The sequence below is a fragment of the Klebsiella sp. Sb-30 genome, from assembly GCF_057652795.1.
Genome location: NZ_CM172749.1, coordinates 3,051,650 through 3,066,448, shown reverse-complemented (window position 1 = coordinate 3,066,448; position 14,799 = coordinate 3,051,650). Strand labels below are relative to the sequence as shown.

At 58.1% G+C, this 14,799-nt stretch carries 15 protein-coding genes; 9 read left to right on the top strand and 6 right to left on the bottom strand.

The features are described 5' to 3' along the window. Nucleotides 1-165: 165 nt before the first annotated feature. The 3 genes from AC236I_RS14355 to AC236I_RS14345 form a co-directional block, all read right to left on the bottom strand. A complete protein-coding gene (locus AC236I_RS14355; protein WP_048024413.1) occupies nt 166-450 on the bottom strand; it encodes a hypothetical protein in 285 nt (94 codons plus the stop codon). A gap of 174 nt (nt 451-624) precedes the next feature. Further along, nucleotides 625-939, bottom strand: coding sequence for a PTS sugar transporter subunit IIB (locus AC236I_RS14350; protein ID WP_004861127.1), 315 nt, complete (start codon nt 937-939; stop codon nt 625-627). Nucleotides 940-1,100: 161 nt separating this feature from the next. Further along, nucleotides 1,101-1,991, bottom strand: a complete 891-nt coding sequence (locus AC236I_RS14345; RefSeq protein ID WP_163980060.1) for an SDR family oxidoreductase — start codon at nt 1,989-1,991, stop codon at nt 1,101-1,103. A 97-nt stretch (nt 1,992-2,088) separates the two neighbouring features. Between AC236I_RS14345 and AC236I_RS14340 the strand changes: the two genes are divergently transcribed. Beyond that, nucleotides 2,089-2,952, top strand: a complete 864-nt coding sequence (locus tag AC236I_RS14340) for a helix-turn-helix transcriptional regulator (RefSeq protein WP_069476017.1) — start codon at nt 2,089-2,091, stop codon at nt 2,950-2,952. On the opposite strand, the gene AC236I_RS14335 is transcribed toward AC236I_RS14340, so the two are convergent. Further along, a complete protein-coding gene (locus AC236I_RS14335; protein ID WP_163980058.1) occupies nt 2,933-5,242 on the bottom strand; it encodes a helix-turn-helix domain-containing protein in 2,310 nt (769 codons plus the stop codon). The two genes, AC236I_RS14340 and AC236I_RS14335, sit on opposite strands and share 20 nt — an antisense overlap. A 172-nt stretch (nt 5,243-5,414) precedes the next feature. Between AC236I_RS14335 and AC236I_RS14330 the strand changes: the two genes are divergently transcribed. After that, nucleotides 5,415-6,584, top strand: coding sequence for a M20 aminoacylase family protein (locus AC236I_RS14330; protein WP_163980056.1), 1,170 nt, complete (start codon nt 5,415-5,417; stop codon nt 6,582-6,584). Here the strand turns inward: AC236I_RS14330 and AC236I_RS14325 are convergent. After that, a complete protein-coding gene (locus AC236I_RS14325; protein WP_163980055.1) occupies nt 6,581-7,792 on the bottom strand; it encodes an RNA-guided endonuclease InsQ/TnpB family protein in 1,212 nt (403 codons plus the stop codon). The genes AC236I_RS14330 and AC236I_RS14325 overlap by 4 nt on opposite strands. A 124-nt stretch (nt 7,793-7,916) precedes the next feature. Between AC236I_RS14325 and AC236I_RS14320 the strand changes: the two genes are divergently transcribed. After that, nucleotides 7,917-9,308 carry an MFS transporter gene (locus AC236I_RS14320; protein WP_064359515.1) on the top strand — a complete coding sequence of 464 codons (1,392 nt, stop codon included), beginning with the start codon at nt 7,917-7,919 and terminating at the stop codon, nt 9,306-9,308. On the opposite strand, the gene pspF is transcribed toward AC236I_RS14320, so the two are convergent. Beyond that, complete coding sequence (gene pspF, locus AC236I_RS14315; protein WP_162098163.1) at nt 9,299-10,297, bottom strand: phage shock protein operon transcriptional activator; 999 nt, start codon at nt 10,295-10,297, stop codon at nt 9,299-9,301. The genes AC236I_RS14320 and pspF overlap by 10 nt on opposite strands. A gap of 162 nt (nt 10,298-10,459) precedes the next feature. Here pspF and pspA point away from each other — a divergent pair, with 162 nt between their 5' ends. The 6 genes from pspA to AC236I_RS14285 all read left to right on the top strand — a co-directional run bounded on the left by pspA (nt 10,460) and on the right by AC236I_RS14285 (nt 14,753). After that, nucleotides 10,460-11,125 carry a phage shock protein PspA gene (gene pspA / locus AC236I_RS14310; protein WP_004861156.1) on the top strand — a complete coding sequence of 222 codons (666 nt, stop codon included), beginning with the start codon at nt 10,460-10,462 and terminating at the stop codon, nt 11,123-11,125. Between the two features lie 146 nt (nt 11,126-11,271). Next, entirely contained in the window at nt 11,272-11,496 is a 225-nt protein-coding gene (gene pspB, locus AC236I_RS14305; RefSeq protein ID WP_004861160.1) for an envelope stress response membrane protein PspB, read from the top strand. After that, a complete protein-coding gene (pspC, locus tag AC236I_RS14300) occupies nt 11,496-11,855 on the top strand; it encodes an envelope stress response membrane protein PspC (RefSeq protein ID WP_004861164.1) in 360 nt (119 codons plus the stop codon). Before pspB ends, pspC begins: the two co-directional genes overlap by 1 nt. A gap of 19 nt (nt 11,856-11,874) precedes the next feature. Beyond that, entirely contained in the window at nt 11,875-12,093 is a 219-nt protein-coding gene (pspD, locus tag AC236I_RS14295) for a phage shock protein PspD (RefSeq protein ID WP_004861166.1), read from the top strand. Between the two features lie 204 nt (nt 12,094-12,297). Further along, nucleotides 12,298-13,695: a YcjX family GTP-binding protein gene (locus tag AC236I_RS14290; RefSeq protein WP_015584552.1), complete on the top strand. Its 1,398-nt coding sequence runs from the start codon at nt 12,298-12,300 to the stop codon at nt 13,693-13,695. Beyond that, nucleotides 13,692-14,753: a YcjF family protein gene (locus AC236I_RS14285; RefSeq protein WP_004861173.1), complete on the top strand. Its 1,062-nt coding sequence runs from the start codon at nt 13,692-13,694 to the stop codon at nt 14,751-14,753. Before AC236I_RS14290 ends, AC236I_RS14285 begins: the two co-directional genes overlap by 4 nt. Nucleotides 14,754-14,799 lie beyond the last annotated feature (46 nt).

The following is a 14,799-nucleotide window of genomic DNA, read 5'->3' as shown; positions in this document are numbered from 1 at the left end:
ATCGTGATGCTGCAAAGGGAGCTGTGGATTGATATTCATCAAAAACCTGAGGGTATGGTGCTCTTTTAGGCGCTTCTCAGCATATTCATGCGGTGTATGGCGGATAATGAAACATGGTATCTTTTTATTGCCACTTTCTCCAGTTAGCTGTTAATTCACCGACGCTTACAGCGGAAGTAAGCGGTTATATCGACCGATATAATCCTTTGGCGTGATTTCGATCGCCGTCCCACCCCGATGGGTGGCAACAAAGCTGCGCAGAACCAGTCCGCTGCACTTCTCGCTAATTTCCCAGCCCTGTTCGCTGTAGGAATCCAGGGTTGAACGGATACATAAATCGGAGAAGATCATCATTACGGAGAGGGCGGGCGAACGATGGTTTTTCATCGTGTGGGTCAGGCTGACATGGGCCGCATAGCGACTAAGAGTATGAATATTAACCGGAATCATGTGCGTTTTCAGTCCATTGAACGATGATGCGCAGACTATAATTCACATTGGCACATCTTACCAGTTACAAATAATTAACTCGGAGGGCGGGAGCGCCGGGGGTCATTCAATACCGACGATGCGGGATAATGCGGGCCGGCCGTCTGCGACTTACCCGCATTGTTTCATGCTCTGTCAGGTGAGCGATTGCGACAGATTGGCCAGCGCAAATTTAAGCACGCTGTCGCCGTTGAATGCGGCGTAGGGCAGGCTCTCAATAACCGCAATCTCCTGTTGGTCTTGCAGCACGTTAGCGATCTCATCCCTTTTATATTGAATATGCGGCGCCACTAATACGGCGTTGTAGGCCGGGGCAACGCTAAACACATTCTCCAGGCCTACGGCGCTGATTAACAGATTCAGACCCTGCGCATCCGCTATTTTTTGCATTTTCTTCGCTAAGATGTTCGCTGTCTCGCCGGACAGGCAACATATCAGTAATTTTTTCACGGTTTTATCCTCGATGGAGTACCGCAACTACCTTATTCCGCTCCCGGCGGAGAAAATGCGTGGCCCATCAATTTTGTCTGACAAATTTATTCGGGCGGCGAGATAAAAGGGCCGCCGGCTCAGCGCGCGCTAAGCATACGGCCGCCGTTTTAGTGACATTGTCACTTATCGTGATTCAGGCGACGCAGATCGTCCAGCAGGCTCGGGCCGGTGGGCCGCCAGTTCAGCTGCTGACGGGTCCAGACCGAGGTTGCGCGTAAATCCATGCCGGCGAAGGCGGCAAACCAGCCAAAGTGGGCCGCCGCGCGATCGGCGCTCAGGGACTGCAGCGGCAGGTGCAGTTTCTCCGCCACCGCCTCGGCGATGCGCAGAGAGGGGATCGCCTCTTCATCAACGGCATGATAGCGCCTGCCGGCCAGACCTTGTTCCAGTACCCGCAGATACAGCGCGGCAACATCGCTGATGTGGGCGGCCGACCAGCAGTTATTCCCCTCGCCGACCACGGCCACGACCCCTTTTTCTGCCGCCTGCGCGATGTAATAGGTCAATAAGCCCTGGCGGGTGGTGTCATGCACCTGAGGCAGTCGCACCACCCGGACATCAACCCCGGCATCCAGCAGCCGGTTTCCCGCACGCTCTGAGGCGACGCGCGGGTTCGGGTGCCCGGGGTTGAAGTGCATTTCACTGGCGGGTAGTCCGTTACCGATGTCACCCATGGCGGTACCGGAGGTGATGATGAGCGGCCGCCGGCTGCCTTTCAACGCCGCGCCGATGGCGAGAATAACGCGGTGGTCTTTTTCGCAGTTTTCCACAAAGCGGCTGAAATCATGATCGAAAGCGGTGTGGATCACCGCATCGCAGCGGGCGACCGCCGCCAGCAGCGAGTCCGGATCTTCCAGGCTTCCGTACTGCACTTCTGCGCCTGCCGTCTGCAGCGCGAGGGCGCTGGCCTCTGAACGCGCCAGGCCGGTGACCTGGTGCCCGGCGGCCAGCAGTTCGCTGAGAATACGTGAGCCGATAAATCCGCTCGCGCCGGTGAGAAAAATTCGCATAACCTGCCTCCAGAATGAGTATCCAGGCTATGGTAGTCTTAACGCGATACGATAAAAGTAGAGACATTATCAGGGTATAAAGACTAACAGGCTGAGTATGAGCGACTCTTCAACGTATGCATTGGGTGAATTTCTGCGGGCGCGGCGTTTACGGCTCGATCCGGCAACATTTGGCTTCACGCCAGGCCGTCGGCGCACGCCCGGGCTCCGGCGCGAAGAGGTTGCTCAGCTGGCAAATATCAGCCCCACCTGGTACACCTGGCTGGAACAGGGGCGCGGCGGAGCGCCATCCCGGGAAGTGCTGGGCCGTATTGCCGGTGGATTAAGGCTGACAACGCCGGAGCGTGAACACCTGTTTATTCTGGCATTTGGCCATCCGCCGGAAACCCGGCTGATTGTCTCCGACGACATTACCCCGCGTTTACAGCGGGTGCTGGATGCCTTCCCCGTTCCGGCGATCGTCAAAACCGTCGCCTGGGACGTGATTGCGTGGAATGATGCCGCCGCCCGTGTCCTGACCGACTATGGCCGACTGGCGCCCGCCGAACGTAATATTCTCCGTCGCCTGTTTACCCACCACTCTGCGCGCAGCGCGCTGGAGGACTGGTCGTCCGTTGCCCGCCTTATCGTCAGCGCCTTTCGTGCCGATGTTGCCCGGGTAGGCGCATCGCCGGAAAACGAACGGCTCATCGCCGAACTCTGCCGTCAGAGCCCGGAATTTGACACCTTCTGGCGCAGCAATGATGTGGCCGGGCAGGGCGAAGGCTTTAAGCGCATGCATCATCCGCAGCTTGGTATGATTGAGCTGGAGTTTTCCACCTTTACCGTTGATGGCCGCCCGGACCTCACCATGATGGTATTTAACCCGGCAACCGAGGAGAGCCGGGTGAAAATCCATGATTGGGTAAAACAGGGAACGCCGTTATCTGATGGTGGAGAGGTTAGTCACTTACCGGGGTAAATTCGTAGAGAACCAGGGCGTTGCTTTCCAGCGAGTCGACGACATGCCAGCCGTTTTCCTGCCGCTCTTCTGAGACGCTCAGCGCCGGGCGGGCTTTGTGCATTATCCAGTGATAATCCTCTTCTTCCGGCCCGCTCTGGCTGCGGAAGGCGTCAAAAAGCGGGAATAACGCCCCGTGATGGCGATCGAAGAGATGCTGTTTAACCCGCCAGCGGCCCTCCAGCCCCAATAGCTGTACGCTATAGGGCTGGCTGAAGCGTTGGATAAAAGCCTCTTCGCTGGAGAGCCAGGGATTGAACACCACCGTATTACGTAACAGCAGCTGGTAATGTTCCCCGTGGCGTAACAGCAGCAGATTTTTGTCATTCACCAGCACCTCCCCACGCAGGCGGCGCCACAGCCACAGCACCCAGTAAACCGGACGCGGGAGGCCGTGCAGATAGTGCAGCGCCAGGCTCGAGGTATCCAGCTTGCCGTTCGCCCGCGCTTCGCCCTGCAGGCCTGAGTTGAGCCAGAACCCGGCCAGCCACACCTGATCCGCCAGCCCCAGCAGGTTATCCATCAACAGCGCGCCGCGAAAGAAACGGCCGTTGGTGTCGCGGGTGTTGCCGGTCAACGTATTCCAGGAGAGCAGCCAGACGGGAAGCGACAGCTGGCGCTGGCGCAGGGCGCTATGGATCTGGCGCAGTTTATGTACCGGATAGTTTTCGCTGGCGGCCAGCCTGCTGCTATCGAGCTGGGCCAGATCCAGCAGTTCGTTCGCATCGGCCTGACAGGCGAGAAAACTGGCTTCGGTCAACAGCGGCGAACGGAGCAGAGTGTCTTCAGCAATGGCGCTCTCCGGGAAGCGATGCCAGATCCCCAGCTGCGACTGCGGCACTATCGCCCGCAGCGTGTCGCGCTGCTGTTGCCAGGCGTGCTGGCGCGCCTCTTCGCTGGCCTGCGGTGACCAGTGCCAGACAAATCGCCAGCTGGCAAGCGTCGCCGGAGGGAAGTGATTCGCGGCGAGGCGTAAAAAACGCTGTAGCAGATCGCAGCGGGTGGTCAGCCCGGTATGCAAAATCAGCCCCCAGCCCATGTTGGCCAGCCAGCTGAAAATTTGCTGCAGCTGGTACCAGCAGGCATAGCCTGCCATCTGCGGGTCATCCCAGCCGGTGGCGAACAGTCTGCTGCTGAGAAACGGGTCGTGAATATCAATCGCATAGACCGGCAGGGTATCGTGCAGCCGCTCCAGCTCGCGGCGGACATCTTCGCGTAATAAATCGTCCAGTTCGCGCACGGTGACCACGATTCGGGTATGGCGTAATGGCGTGGCCCGGCCCGGTAGCTGACGCAGATCAATCTGGCGGGTCTGCTGCGGATTCAGCCGCGGCGGAGGATTATCCCAGCCGTTTTTCTCCGGCTCATTCAGCCGGGCATAGAGGCGCTCCACGGCTACCGGCTGCCAGATATCGGCCTGGCCTATCCGTGAACGGACGGATTCCTGGTGGCTCTGCGGATGCTGCTGGCGAAACTGACGCGGCGTCAGTTCATGCAGCCGTTTAAACAGGTCGCTCATGATGCGGGTGCTGGCGAACCCCTGCTCCTGGGCAATCTGCTGCACCGACTTGCGGGTGGTGAGGAGCTGTTCCGCCGCCTTGTTGAGACGCAGAGCGGTAATGTACTGCACAAAGCTTACGCCGACCTCCTTGCGAAACAGCCTGGATAGCCAGGCTTCGGAGACAAATTCGGCCGCGGCGACATCGTGTAGCGAAAGCCGCTGCTGATAGTTGGCCTCGATCCGCGCCACCACCCGGGCAATGCGGCGGCTCCACTTCTCCGCCCCGCGCTGTGTCCTGGCGATGACGGGCCGGGTGTAGCGAGTAGCCAGCAGCAGGGCAATTTCACTGAGCCAGCGATTGGCTTCCAGGCGGTAGCGGGACTGGTGATTCACCAGTTCAATGACCAACAGCTGGCGCATCAGATGGCGCAGGTTATCATCGGCATCGCGGGTGGCGTCGGTGACCTGGTAGTCAACGGCGAAAAAATCACCGTCAAGACGCGTCAGCCAGCCATAAGGCAGGGTCAACAGCATCACCGCATTGGCGGCGGCGGCGGCGGTCAGGCTCCAGCGCTGATGACGGTTCACTATCGCCAGGTCGTCAGTATCCAGCTGCTGACGGAGATCGCCGTCATGCAGCCCGACGCGGCCTTCCAGCACCCACAGCAACGTTAAGGCATCGCTATCCTGTTGACTGTACTGACGAACATCGCGAACCACGACGCTAAAATCGCCTGAATGGTGTTCCACCGTAACGTCCCCTCAAAGACAAAAAATAACAGGTTATTTTTTGTCATAACCGATTTGTATGAAAAGCACTCATGAATAATCCGTCAATATAAAACAAAAAACAGCGCATCGTAGACTTTTTAACCGCATAAACTCGGAAGTGTCGCGCAAACCCAATGAAGGAATAACAAAAATGACACATCCACTTATTGAGGCCTTACAGGTTAATGAAGCGCAGTTTATCGCCCTGCGTCGCCGTTTCCATCAGCAGCCGGAGATCGGCTTCGAAGAACATCAAACCAGCGATGAAGTGGCACGCCTGCTGACCGAGTGGGGCTATGAGGTGCATCGTGGTCTGGCGGGAACCGGCGTGGTCGGGAGCCTGACCGTCGGCAGCGGTCAGCGTCGCCTCGGCCTGCGCGCCGACATGGACGCGCTGCCGATGCAGGAGGTGAGCGGTAAAGCCTGGGCCAGTCAGGTCGATGGTCGTTTTCACGGCTGCGGTCATGACGGACACACCACCACGCTCCTGTACGCCGCCGAGTATCTGGCGCGTACCCGGCAGTTTAATGGCACGCTACAGCTGATTTTTCAGCCCGCTGAAGAGCTGCTGTACGGCGGGCGGGTTATGGTGGAAGACGGCCTGTTCGATAAATTCCCCTGCGACCTGATCTTTGGTCTGCACAATATGCCGGGGCAGGCGGTGGGTAACATTGGCCTGCGCGACGGCGCCATGATGGCCTCCTCCGATACCCTGCATATTGAGGTCAAGGGAGTGGGCGGGCACGGGGCGGTACCGGAGCATACCGTTGACGCCACGCTGGTTGCCTGTCACATCACGCTGGCGCTGCAATCCATCGTGTCGCGCAATATCACGCCATTTGAACCGGCGGTGGTGACCGTCGGCAGTATTCAGGCGGGACATGCGCCAAACATTATCAACGATAAGGTGCTGATGAAGCTGACGGTCCGCACGCTGAATGAGCAGGTGCGGGAAACGGTCCTGCAGCGCATTCACGATATTGCCGTTGCCCAGGCGGAAAGCTTTAACGCCACGGCCACCTTAACCCACGTCAACGGCAGTCCGGTGCTGAAAAACGATCCCGCCGCGAATCAGATGGTGCGCGAGGTGGCGACGTCGCTGTTTGGCGAAGCGCAGGTCGGGGAGGTGAAACCGTTTATGGGCAGCGAAGATTTTGCCTTTATGCTCGAACATAATCCGAACGGGTGTTATTTCACTATCGGCGCCGGAGATGAAGCCGATCGCTGTATGGTGCATAACCCCGGCTATGATTTTAACGACGAGATCCTGCTCAAGGGCGCGGCGCTGTGGTGCGGCCTGACGGAACATTATCTGCGCTAACGACCCGCGACCGGGAGGACCCTATTTTGACACTCCCCACCCTGAAGGAAGGGGATTCTTGTTTCGCGGAGTCGAACCTGAGCCGCACTAAGCGTTTTAGGATTTACAGACTCTCCACAAGCTAACACTGCCAGTCCGGCAGCTTTTATATTCCGGGCCGCGTTAATGTCACGGTCATGGTCTGCGCCGCATTCAGGGCAGTGCCATTTCCGAACATCAAGAGGCATTTTTTGCATGGTGAAACCGCAACAGCTACAGCGTTTTGAGGACGGAAAATACGGGTCAATTGCGACCACGCTACGCCCTGCCCATTCGCCTTTATACCGGAGCTGGCGCACGAATTCGCTCCAGCTCGCGTCTGCTATCGCTTTGGATAGTGACGGGTTGCGGAGCATGTTGTTCACCTTAAGGGATTCGACGCAAACAACCTGGTTATCGTTAATCAGTTTGCGGGTTGCCTTGTGCAAGGCATCCAGTTGGCAATCGGCAATTTTTGCGTAAAGTCGGGCAACTTTTAAGCGAGCCCTGGCGCGGTTTTTCGACCCTCTGGCCTTTTTGCTTAACCGGCGCTGGAGTAGAGCCAGGCGTGCTGCGTATTTAGCAGTATGGCGGGGATTGCTTTGTTTAAATCCGGTATCGGTGACGAACAAATCTTTTAAACCGACATCAAGGCCGACGGTGGAAGCGGCGATCGGCAGTGATACAGGTTCAGACTCGCAAAGGCAGGAGACGAAATATCGTCCGGCGGCATCTTTTGAAATAGTGACGGTAGAGGGTGCAGACGGTAATTCACGGCTCCAGCGCACGTCTAAAGGCGCTTTGCATTTTGCCATGTACAACCTGCCGTCACGGTATTTAAACGCGCTGGCGGTCAGCTCTGCCGTCTGTTTATGGCGTTTGCTCTTAAAGGCAGGGTATGCGGCACGTCCGGCGAAGAAGTTCGAAAACGCCGTTTGTTGGTGGCGCAAGGCTTGCTGTAGTGGCACGCAGGAAACGTCATTCAGCCAGACAAATTCTGGCTCTTTTTTCAGTGCTGTCAGACGGGCACTGGCTTGTGTATAGCCTATTTTCTCCTGGCGTTCGTAGTAGGCATCGGTACGCCAGCGCAGGATCGAGTTATAGACAAAACGCACGCATCCGAACGTTTGAGCCAGAAGCTCAGCTTGCCCGGGTGTTGGATAAAACCTGTATTTATAGGCGCGTCTCATAGCCTCAGAAAATACGCATAAAAATGTGAAGGATATTGACGATGGTCAAATCAAAAGCAGTCAGGGGGAAACCCAGCTCCTTTCCTCGCCGTCCTAAAAGGACGAAGTATCCCGGAGGCACTCGATGAGCTCCGTATCTCTGACCGACACACCGTTTGTCGGCACCGATCGTCTGCTGGCAGGCATCGTGCTGAGCGTGCTGACCTTCTGGCTGTTTGCCCAGTCGGTTATCAACGTCGTGCCGGCAATGAAAAACAGTCTGGATATTTCCCTGGAGACGCTGACGCTTGCCGTCAGCCTCAGCGCACTTTTCAGCGGCTGCTTTGTTGTCGCCAGCGGCGGGCTGGCGGATAAATTTGGCCGGATGCGCATGACCCATATCGGCTTAGGATTGAGTATTGCCGGTAGTGCGCTGCTGATCCTGGCCCAGGGACCCTGGCTGTTTCTCGCCGGGCGCGTTTTACAGGGGCTGTCGGCGGCCTGCATCATGCCCGCGACCCTGGCATTGATCAAAACCTGGTATGAAGGCAAGGCCCGCCAGCGCGCAGTGAGCTTCTGGGTTATCGGTTCGTGGGGCGGTAGCGGGCTGTGTTCATTCGTCGGCGGCGCCATCGCGACCGGTCTTGGCTGGCGCTGGATCTTTGTCTTTTCCATTGCCGTTGCGCTGGTGGCGCTGCTGCTGCTTCGCGGCACGCCGGAAAGCCGTAGCGCCGGCGCGCAGCAGCAAAAGCTGGATATCAGCGGCCTGTTGAGCCTGATCGCGTCGCTGGTGCTGTTGAATCTGTTTATCAGTAAGGGGCACGGGTGGGGCTGGAGCAGCGGCCTGTCGCTGACGATGTTTGCCGGCTCGCTGCTGGCGGCAGGGTTTTTCATCCGCAGCGGCCTGCGCAAAGGGGACGCCGCGCTGATTGATTTTGCGCTGTTTCGCAACCGGGCCTACAGCGCCGCCGTGCTGTCAAACTTTCTGCTTAACGGCGCGATTGGCACGATGATGATCACCAGTATCTGGCTGCAAAAAGGGCACAATATGAGCCCGCTGGAGACCGGCGGCATGACGCTGGGCTATCTGGTGACCGTTCTGGCGATGATCCGCGTGGGGGAAAAGCTGCTGCAGCGCTACGGGGCCAGGCTGCCGATGATGACCGGGCCGCTCCTGACCGCCGTGGCGATTGTGCTTATCTCCTGCACCTTTCTCGATAAGTCGCTCTATATCGTCACCGTTTTTCTCAGCAACGTGCTGTTTGGCCTCGGGCTGGGGTGCTATGCGACACCCTCTACCGACACGGCGGTAGTCAACGCGCCGGAAAATAAAGTGGGCGTCGCCTCGGGGATTTACAAAATGGGCAGCTCGCTGGGTGGGGCGATGGGAATTGCGGTGACAGCGTCACTTTTTGCGCTGTTTTTACCGCTCGGTATGGCCAGCGCCGCCCAGTATGCGCTGTGGTTTAACGCGGCGATGTGCCTGGGGGCAACGGTGGTCAGCGCCCTGATGCTGCCGTGTCGGTCTCACAGCTGATGTTTTTTGAGCAGCGCCCGCAGCTGGTGGTAGGTTAACCCAAGCAGCGCCGCCGCCTGTTTTTGATTGTATTTCGCCTGCTGCAGACTCGTCTGCAGCAGGTTTTTTTCTTGTTCCTGCTGGAAGGCCCGCAGATCCAGAGGTAGCGTTGGCCCGGCGGGATTTGCGGCAACGTCTGCAGGGGGCGACTGAAGCGGCAGAGGTTGATGGAACGGATTAATGATGATGTTATCCAGTTCGCTGTCGCTGGTGCCGTGGCGATAGACCGAGCGCTCCACCACGTTTTTCAGCTCACGAATATTCCCCGGCCAGCGGTAGCCGAGCAGCGTTTCGCGGGCGCGATCGCTGAAGCCGGGAAACAGCGGCAGACCCAGTTCACGACACATCTGGATAGCGAACTGGTTTGCCAGCAGCATAATGTCGCTCTGTCTGTCGCGTAGCGGCGGCAGCTGCACCACATCGAAGGCGAGGCGGTCGAGGAGGTCGGCGCGGAAATGGCCGGCCTCAACCATCTGCGGCAGATCGGCATTGGTCGCACACACCAGACGCACGTTGACCTGCAGCGGCTGACTGCCGCCCACGCGCTCCAGTTCGCCATATTCAATTACCCGCAGCAGCTTTTCCTGTACCAGCATCGGCGCTGTCGCCAGCTCATCCAGGAACAGGGTTCCACCGTCGGCGCGCTCAAAGCGTCCCGGATGACGCTTGCTGGCTCCGGTAAAGGCGCCGGCTTCATGGCCAAACAGTTCGCTATCCAGCAGATTTTCATTCAGCGCCGCGCAGTTGAGGGAGATGAACGGTCCCTGCCAGCGCGAAGAGAGAAAGTGCAGGCGGTTGGCGATAAGCTCTTTACCGGTGCCGCGTTCACCAATGACCAGCACCGGTTTGTCCAGCGGCGCCAGCCGCGACACTTGTTCCAGCACCTCGAGAAAGCTGTTCGCTTCTCCGAGCAGGTTATCCTTGTATTCCGCCATGATGAAATTCGCCATTTAATCGTGTGATTCACCAGGTTACTGTAGCAACCTGCTGTGTAGATAACAACCACTCCTTTTAAAATCAACAAGATAAAAAGTTGGCACAGGATTTGTATTAATCAGCGTAAGTATCATCACAGGCCCCGGCCTGAAATCAGAACTATGAGGATCAACGTTATGGGTATTTTTTCTCGTTTTGCCGACATCGTGAACGCCAACATCAACTCCCTGCTGGAGAAAGCGGAAGATCCGCAGAAGCTGGTTCGTCTGATGATCCAGGAGATGGAGGATACGCTGGTCGAAGTGCGTTCGACTTCGGCACGCGCGCTGGCGGAAAAGAAACAGCTGAGCCGCCGAATTGAACAAGCGCTTGCCCAGCAGGCCGAGTGGCAGGAAAAAGCGGAACTGGCGCTGCGTAAGGACAAAGAAGATTTGGCGCGTGCCGCGCTTATCGAAAAGCAAAAGCTGACCGACCTTATCGGCAGTCTGGAAAATGAAGCGCAGATGGTTGATGAAACGCTGACGCGCATGAAAAAAGAGATTGGTGAGCTGGAGAATAAACTGAGCGAAACCCGCGCTCGCCAGCAGGCGCTGACTCTGCGTCATCAGGCGGCCAGCTCTTCCCGCGATGTGCGTCGTCAGCTGGATAGCGGTAAAATTGATGAAGCTATGGCGCGTTTTGAATCCTTTGAACGCCGCATCGATCATATGGAAGCCGAAGCGGAAAGCCACGGTTTTGGTAAACAGAAAACGCTGGATCAGCAGTTTGCCGACCTGAAAGCGGATGATGAAATCAGCGCACAGCTGGCGGCGTTGAAAAGCAAAATGAATCAAAACAACTAATGGCATAGGCCAGCGCCTTCGGGACAGGCAGGCCAGGTCTGGCGGCCTCAGCTAAAGCTGGTCGTGGGTCGATGCTCCGACGTTCTGAAGGATAACGCGTTGCGGCGCTGCTATGCGCCGCCGTTCACTCACTGTAAGGAGTACACATGAGTACGCTTTTTATTGCCATACCCCTGACGCTGTTTGTGCTGTTCGTTTTACCGGTCTGGCTTTGGCTGCACTACAACAACCGCACCGCGAGCGGCAGCTTATCGCAGAATGAACAGCAGCGTTTGCTGCAGCTGACCGACGATGCAAAGCGCATGCGCGAACGTATTCAGACGCTGGAAGACATTCTTGATGCCGAACATCCGAACTGGAGAGACAAATAATGGGCGGACTGGATCTGAATAAAAAACTGTGGCGCGTGCCGCAGCACGGCATGGTAAAAGGCGTCTGCGCCGGTATCGCGCAGTATCTGGATGTGCCGGTCAAGCTGGTACGACTGATTACCGTACTGGCGATGATCTTTGGCCTGTTTTTCTTTGTGGTGGTGGCGTACATCATCCTGACATTCGCTCTTGACCCGATGCCGGAAAGTGAATTGTACGGCGAGAAAATGCCGACCAGCGGTGAGCTGCTGGCCGCGGCGGATCAAGAACTGGCGGCCAGCGAACGCCGCCTGCGCGAAATGGAACGCTATGTCACGTCGGATACCTTTACGTTACGCAGCCGTTTTCGCCAGCTCTAACTGAAATCTGAGGTCACGCATGAATATAAAATGGCAGCAGGCGGGGCAAAAAGTGAAACCCGGCCTGAAAATCGCGGGTAAGCTGGTTCTGCTGACCGCGTTACGTTATGGCCCGGCGGGCGTTGCCGGCTGGGCGGTGAAATCGGTGGCGCGTCGGCCATTAAAAATGCTGCTGGCTGTGGCGCTGGAACCGTTGCTCAGCCGTCTGGCCAATCGTTTTGCCCGTGGGATGAAATGATCGAACGAGGCGATGCGTCAGGCGCATCGTACCGACGTCGACGGGGTGGACGGGGTGAACTCGCGCAGGCGCGCCTGCGCGCAGCCACTGAGGTGAATGCCATCAGCGCTCAGCCTCCGGCATCACGGGCGGGAATCTTGCTACTTATCCTCACCTAATAGCTTATAATCAAAGCACTTTCCTTCAGAGCATAACAGGATGGCAATGAAGCGATTCAAAACTGAATTTAATGCGCTGGTGAACCGCGGCGTTGACCGCCATTTGCGTCTGGCGGTCACGGGGCTGAGCCGCAGCGGTAAAACCGCCTTTATCACCGCGCTGGTCAATCAACTGCTGAATATTCACTCCGGGGCGCGCCTGCCGCTGCTTAGCGCGGTGAGAGAAGAGCGCCTGCTTGGCGTCAAACGGGTTCCGCAACGTGATTTCGGCATTCCGCGTTTTACCTATGATGAAGGGCTGGCGCAGCTGTACGGTTCGCCGCCGGTCTGGCCGACGCCGACCCGCGGAGTGAGCGAAATTCGTCTGGCGCTGCGTTACCGCTCCAGCGAATCGCTGCTCCGCCATTTTAAAGAGACCTCCACGCTGTACCTGGAGATTGTCGATTATCCGGGCGAGTGGCTGCTTGATTTACCGATGCTGGCGCAGGACTACCTCAGCTGGTCGCGGCAGATGACCGGCCTGCTGCAAGGGCAGCGTGAGGCGTGGTCAGCCCGCTGGCGTCAGCTCTGTGACGGGCTGGATCCGCTGGCTCCGGCGGATGAAAACCGTCTGGCGGAGATTGCCGCCGCGTGGACGGAGTATCTGCATGCCTGTAAACGAGAAGGTCTGCACTTTATTCAGCCGGGACGCTTTGTACTGCCGGGAGATATGGCCGGGGCGCCGGCCCTGCAGTTTTTCCCCTGGCCGGATGTGGACGCAATTGGTGAAGCGAAGCTGGCCCAGGCGGATAAACACAGCAACGCCGGAATGCTGCGCGAACGCTTTAAATATTACTGCGAAAAAGTGGTTAAGGGCTTTTACAAAGACCATTTCCTGCGTTTTGACCGCCAGATCGTGCTGGTGGACTGCCTGCAGCCGCTGAACAGCGGCCCGCAGGCCTTCAACGATATGCGCCTGGCGCTGACTCAGCTGATGCAGAGCTTCCATTACGGTCAGCGAACCCTGTTCCGCCGTCTGTTTTCCCCGGTGATCGACAAGCTGCTGTTTGCCGCGACCAAAGCCGATCATGTCACCGTCGATCAACACGGCAATATGGTTTCTCTGCTGCAGCAGCTGATTCAGGACGCCTGGCAGAATGCCGCGTTCGAAGGCATCAGTATGGATTGTCTGGGACTGGCATCGATTCAGGCGACGCAGAGCGGGTTGATTGAGGTTAACGGCGAGAAGATCCCCGCGCTGCGCGGCAACCGCCTGAGCGACGGTCAGCCGCTGACCGTCTACCCCGGAGAGGTTCCGGCCCGGTTGCCGGGTCAGGCGTTCTGGCAGCAGCAGGGGTTTCAGTTTGAGAATTTCCGTCCGCAGGTGATGGACGTCGATAAGCCGCTGCCGCATATCCGCCTGGATGCCGCGCTTGAATTTTTGATCGGAGATAAATTGCGATGAGCGAACCCTTAAAACCGCGTATCGACTTCGACGGTCCGCTGGAAGCGGAGAAAATGGAGGCGCTGAAATCGGCACGTGCCTTTGACGGCGCGGAAGCGGCGAAATTTGCCCCGGCGCGAGTGGATGCGCTGGAGGAAGACGAAGGGGCGGCAGAAGCGGTGGTCGAATCGGTTCTGCGGCCAAAACGTAGTTTATGGCGCCGCATGGTCAGCGCCGGTCTGGCTATTTTTGGCGTCAGCGTCGTGGCGCAGGGCGTACAGTGGACCCTGACCGCCTGGCAAACCCAGGACTGGATTGCGCTCGGCGGCTGTGCGGCGGGAGCGCTGATTGTCGGCGCCGGTGTTGGGTCGGTCGCGACCGAATGGCGGCGACTGTGGCGTCTGCGCCAGCGGGCCCATGAGCGCGACGAGGCGCGGGATTTGATGCACAGTCACGCGGTCGGAAAAGGACGCGCGTTTTGCGAGAAACTGGCGCAGCAGGCCGGGCTTGATCAGGCGCATCCTGCGCTGCAGCGTTGGTATGCGGCGATTCATGAAACGCAAAACGATCGGGAAGTGGTCAGCCTGTATGCGCAGCTGGTGCAGCCGGTGCTGGATGCCCAGGCGCGGCGGGAAATCAGCCGTTCGGCGGCGGAGTCCACGCTGATGATCGCCGTCAGCCCGCTGGCGCTGGTGGATATGGCCTTTATCGCCTGGCGTAATTTACGCCTGATCAACCGCATTGCCACGCTGTATGGCATTGAGCTGGGTTATTACAGCCGCCTGCGTCTGTTCCGCCTGGTGCTGCTGAATATCGCCTTTGCCGGCGCCAGCGAACTGGTGCGGGAAGTGGGCATGGACTGGATGTCGCAGGACCTGGCGGCCAGACTTTCAGCGCGTGCGGCGCAGGGGATTGGCGCCGGACTGCTTACGGCACGTCTGGGGATTAAGGCCATGGAGCTGTGTCGCCCGCTACCGTGGATCGCTGACGACAAACCGCGGCTGGGCGATTTCCGTCGTGAACTGATTGGTCAGCTGAAAGAGACGCTACAAAAAAGTAAAAGCGGTCCGCAGCCCTGATCGCCTTCTGATAACCGCCGGGCGACCGGCGGTTTTAGGACATCTC

Coding starts and splice junctions, on each gene's coding strand:
- pspC (WP_004861164.1), top strand. CDS start 11,496: ATGGGCGGACTGGATCTGAATAAAAAACTGTGGCGCGTGCCGCAGCAC.
- pspB (WP_004861160.1), top strand. CDS start 11,272: ATGAGTACGCTTTTTATTGCCATACCCCTGACGCTGTTTGTGCTGTTC.
- pspF (WP_162098163.1), bottom strand. CDS start 10,297: ATGGCGAATTTCATCATGGCGGAATACAAGGATAACCTGCTCGGAGAA.
- AC236I_RS14290 (WP_015584552.1), top strand. CDS start 12,298: ATGAAGCGATTCAAAACTGAATTTAATGCGCTGGTGAACCGCGGCGTT.
- AC236I_RS14325 (WP_163980055.1), bottom strand. CDS start 7,792: ATGAGACGCGCCTATAAATACAGGTTTTATCCAACACCCGGGCAAGCT.
- AC236I_RS14285 (WP_004861173.1), top strand. CDS start 13,692: ATGAGCGAACCCTTAAAACCGCGTATCGACTTCGACGGTCCGCTGGAA.
- pspA (WP_004861156.1), top strand. CDS start 10,460: ATGGGTATTTTTTCTCGTTTTGCCGACATCGTGAACGCCAACATCAAC.
- pspD (WP_004861166.1), top strand. CDS start 11,875: ATGAATATAAAATGGCAGCAGGCGGGGCAAAAAGTGAAACCCGGCCTG.
- AC236I_RS14340 (WP_069476017.1), top strand. CDS start 2,089: ATGAGCGACTCTTCAACGTATGCATTGGGTGAATTTCTGCGGGCGCGG.
- AC236I_RS14345 (WP_163980060.1), bottom strand. CDS start 1,991: ATGCGAATTTTTCTCACCGGCGCGAGCGGATTTATCGGCTCACGTATT.
- AC236I_RS14355 (WP_048024413.1), bottom strand. CDS start 450: ATGATTCCGGTTAATATTCATACTCTTAGTCGCTATGCGGCCCATGTC.
- AC236I_RS14320 (WP_064359515.1), top strand. CDS start 7,917: ATGAGCTCCGTATCTCTGACCGACACACCGTTTGTCGGCACCGATCGT.
- AC236I_RS14330 (WP_163980056.1), top strand. CDS start 5,415: ATGACACATCCACTTATTGAGGCCTTACAGGTTAATGAAGCGCAGTTT.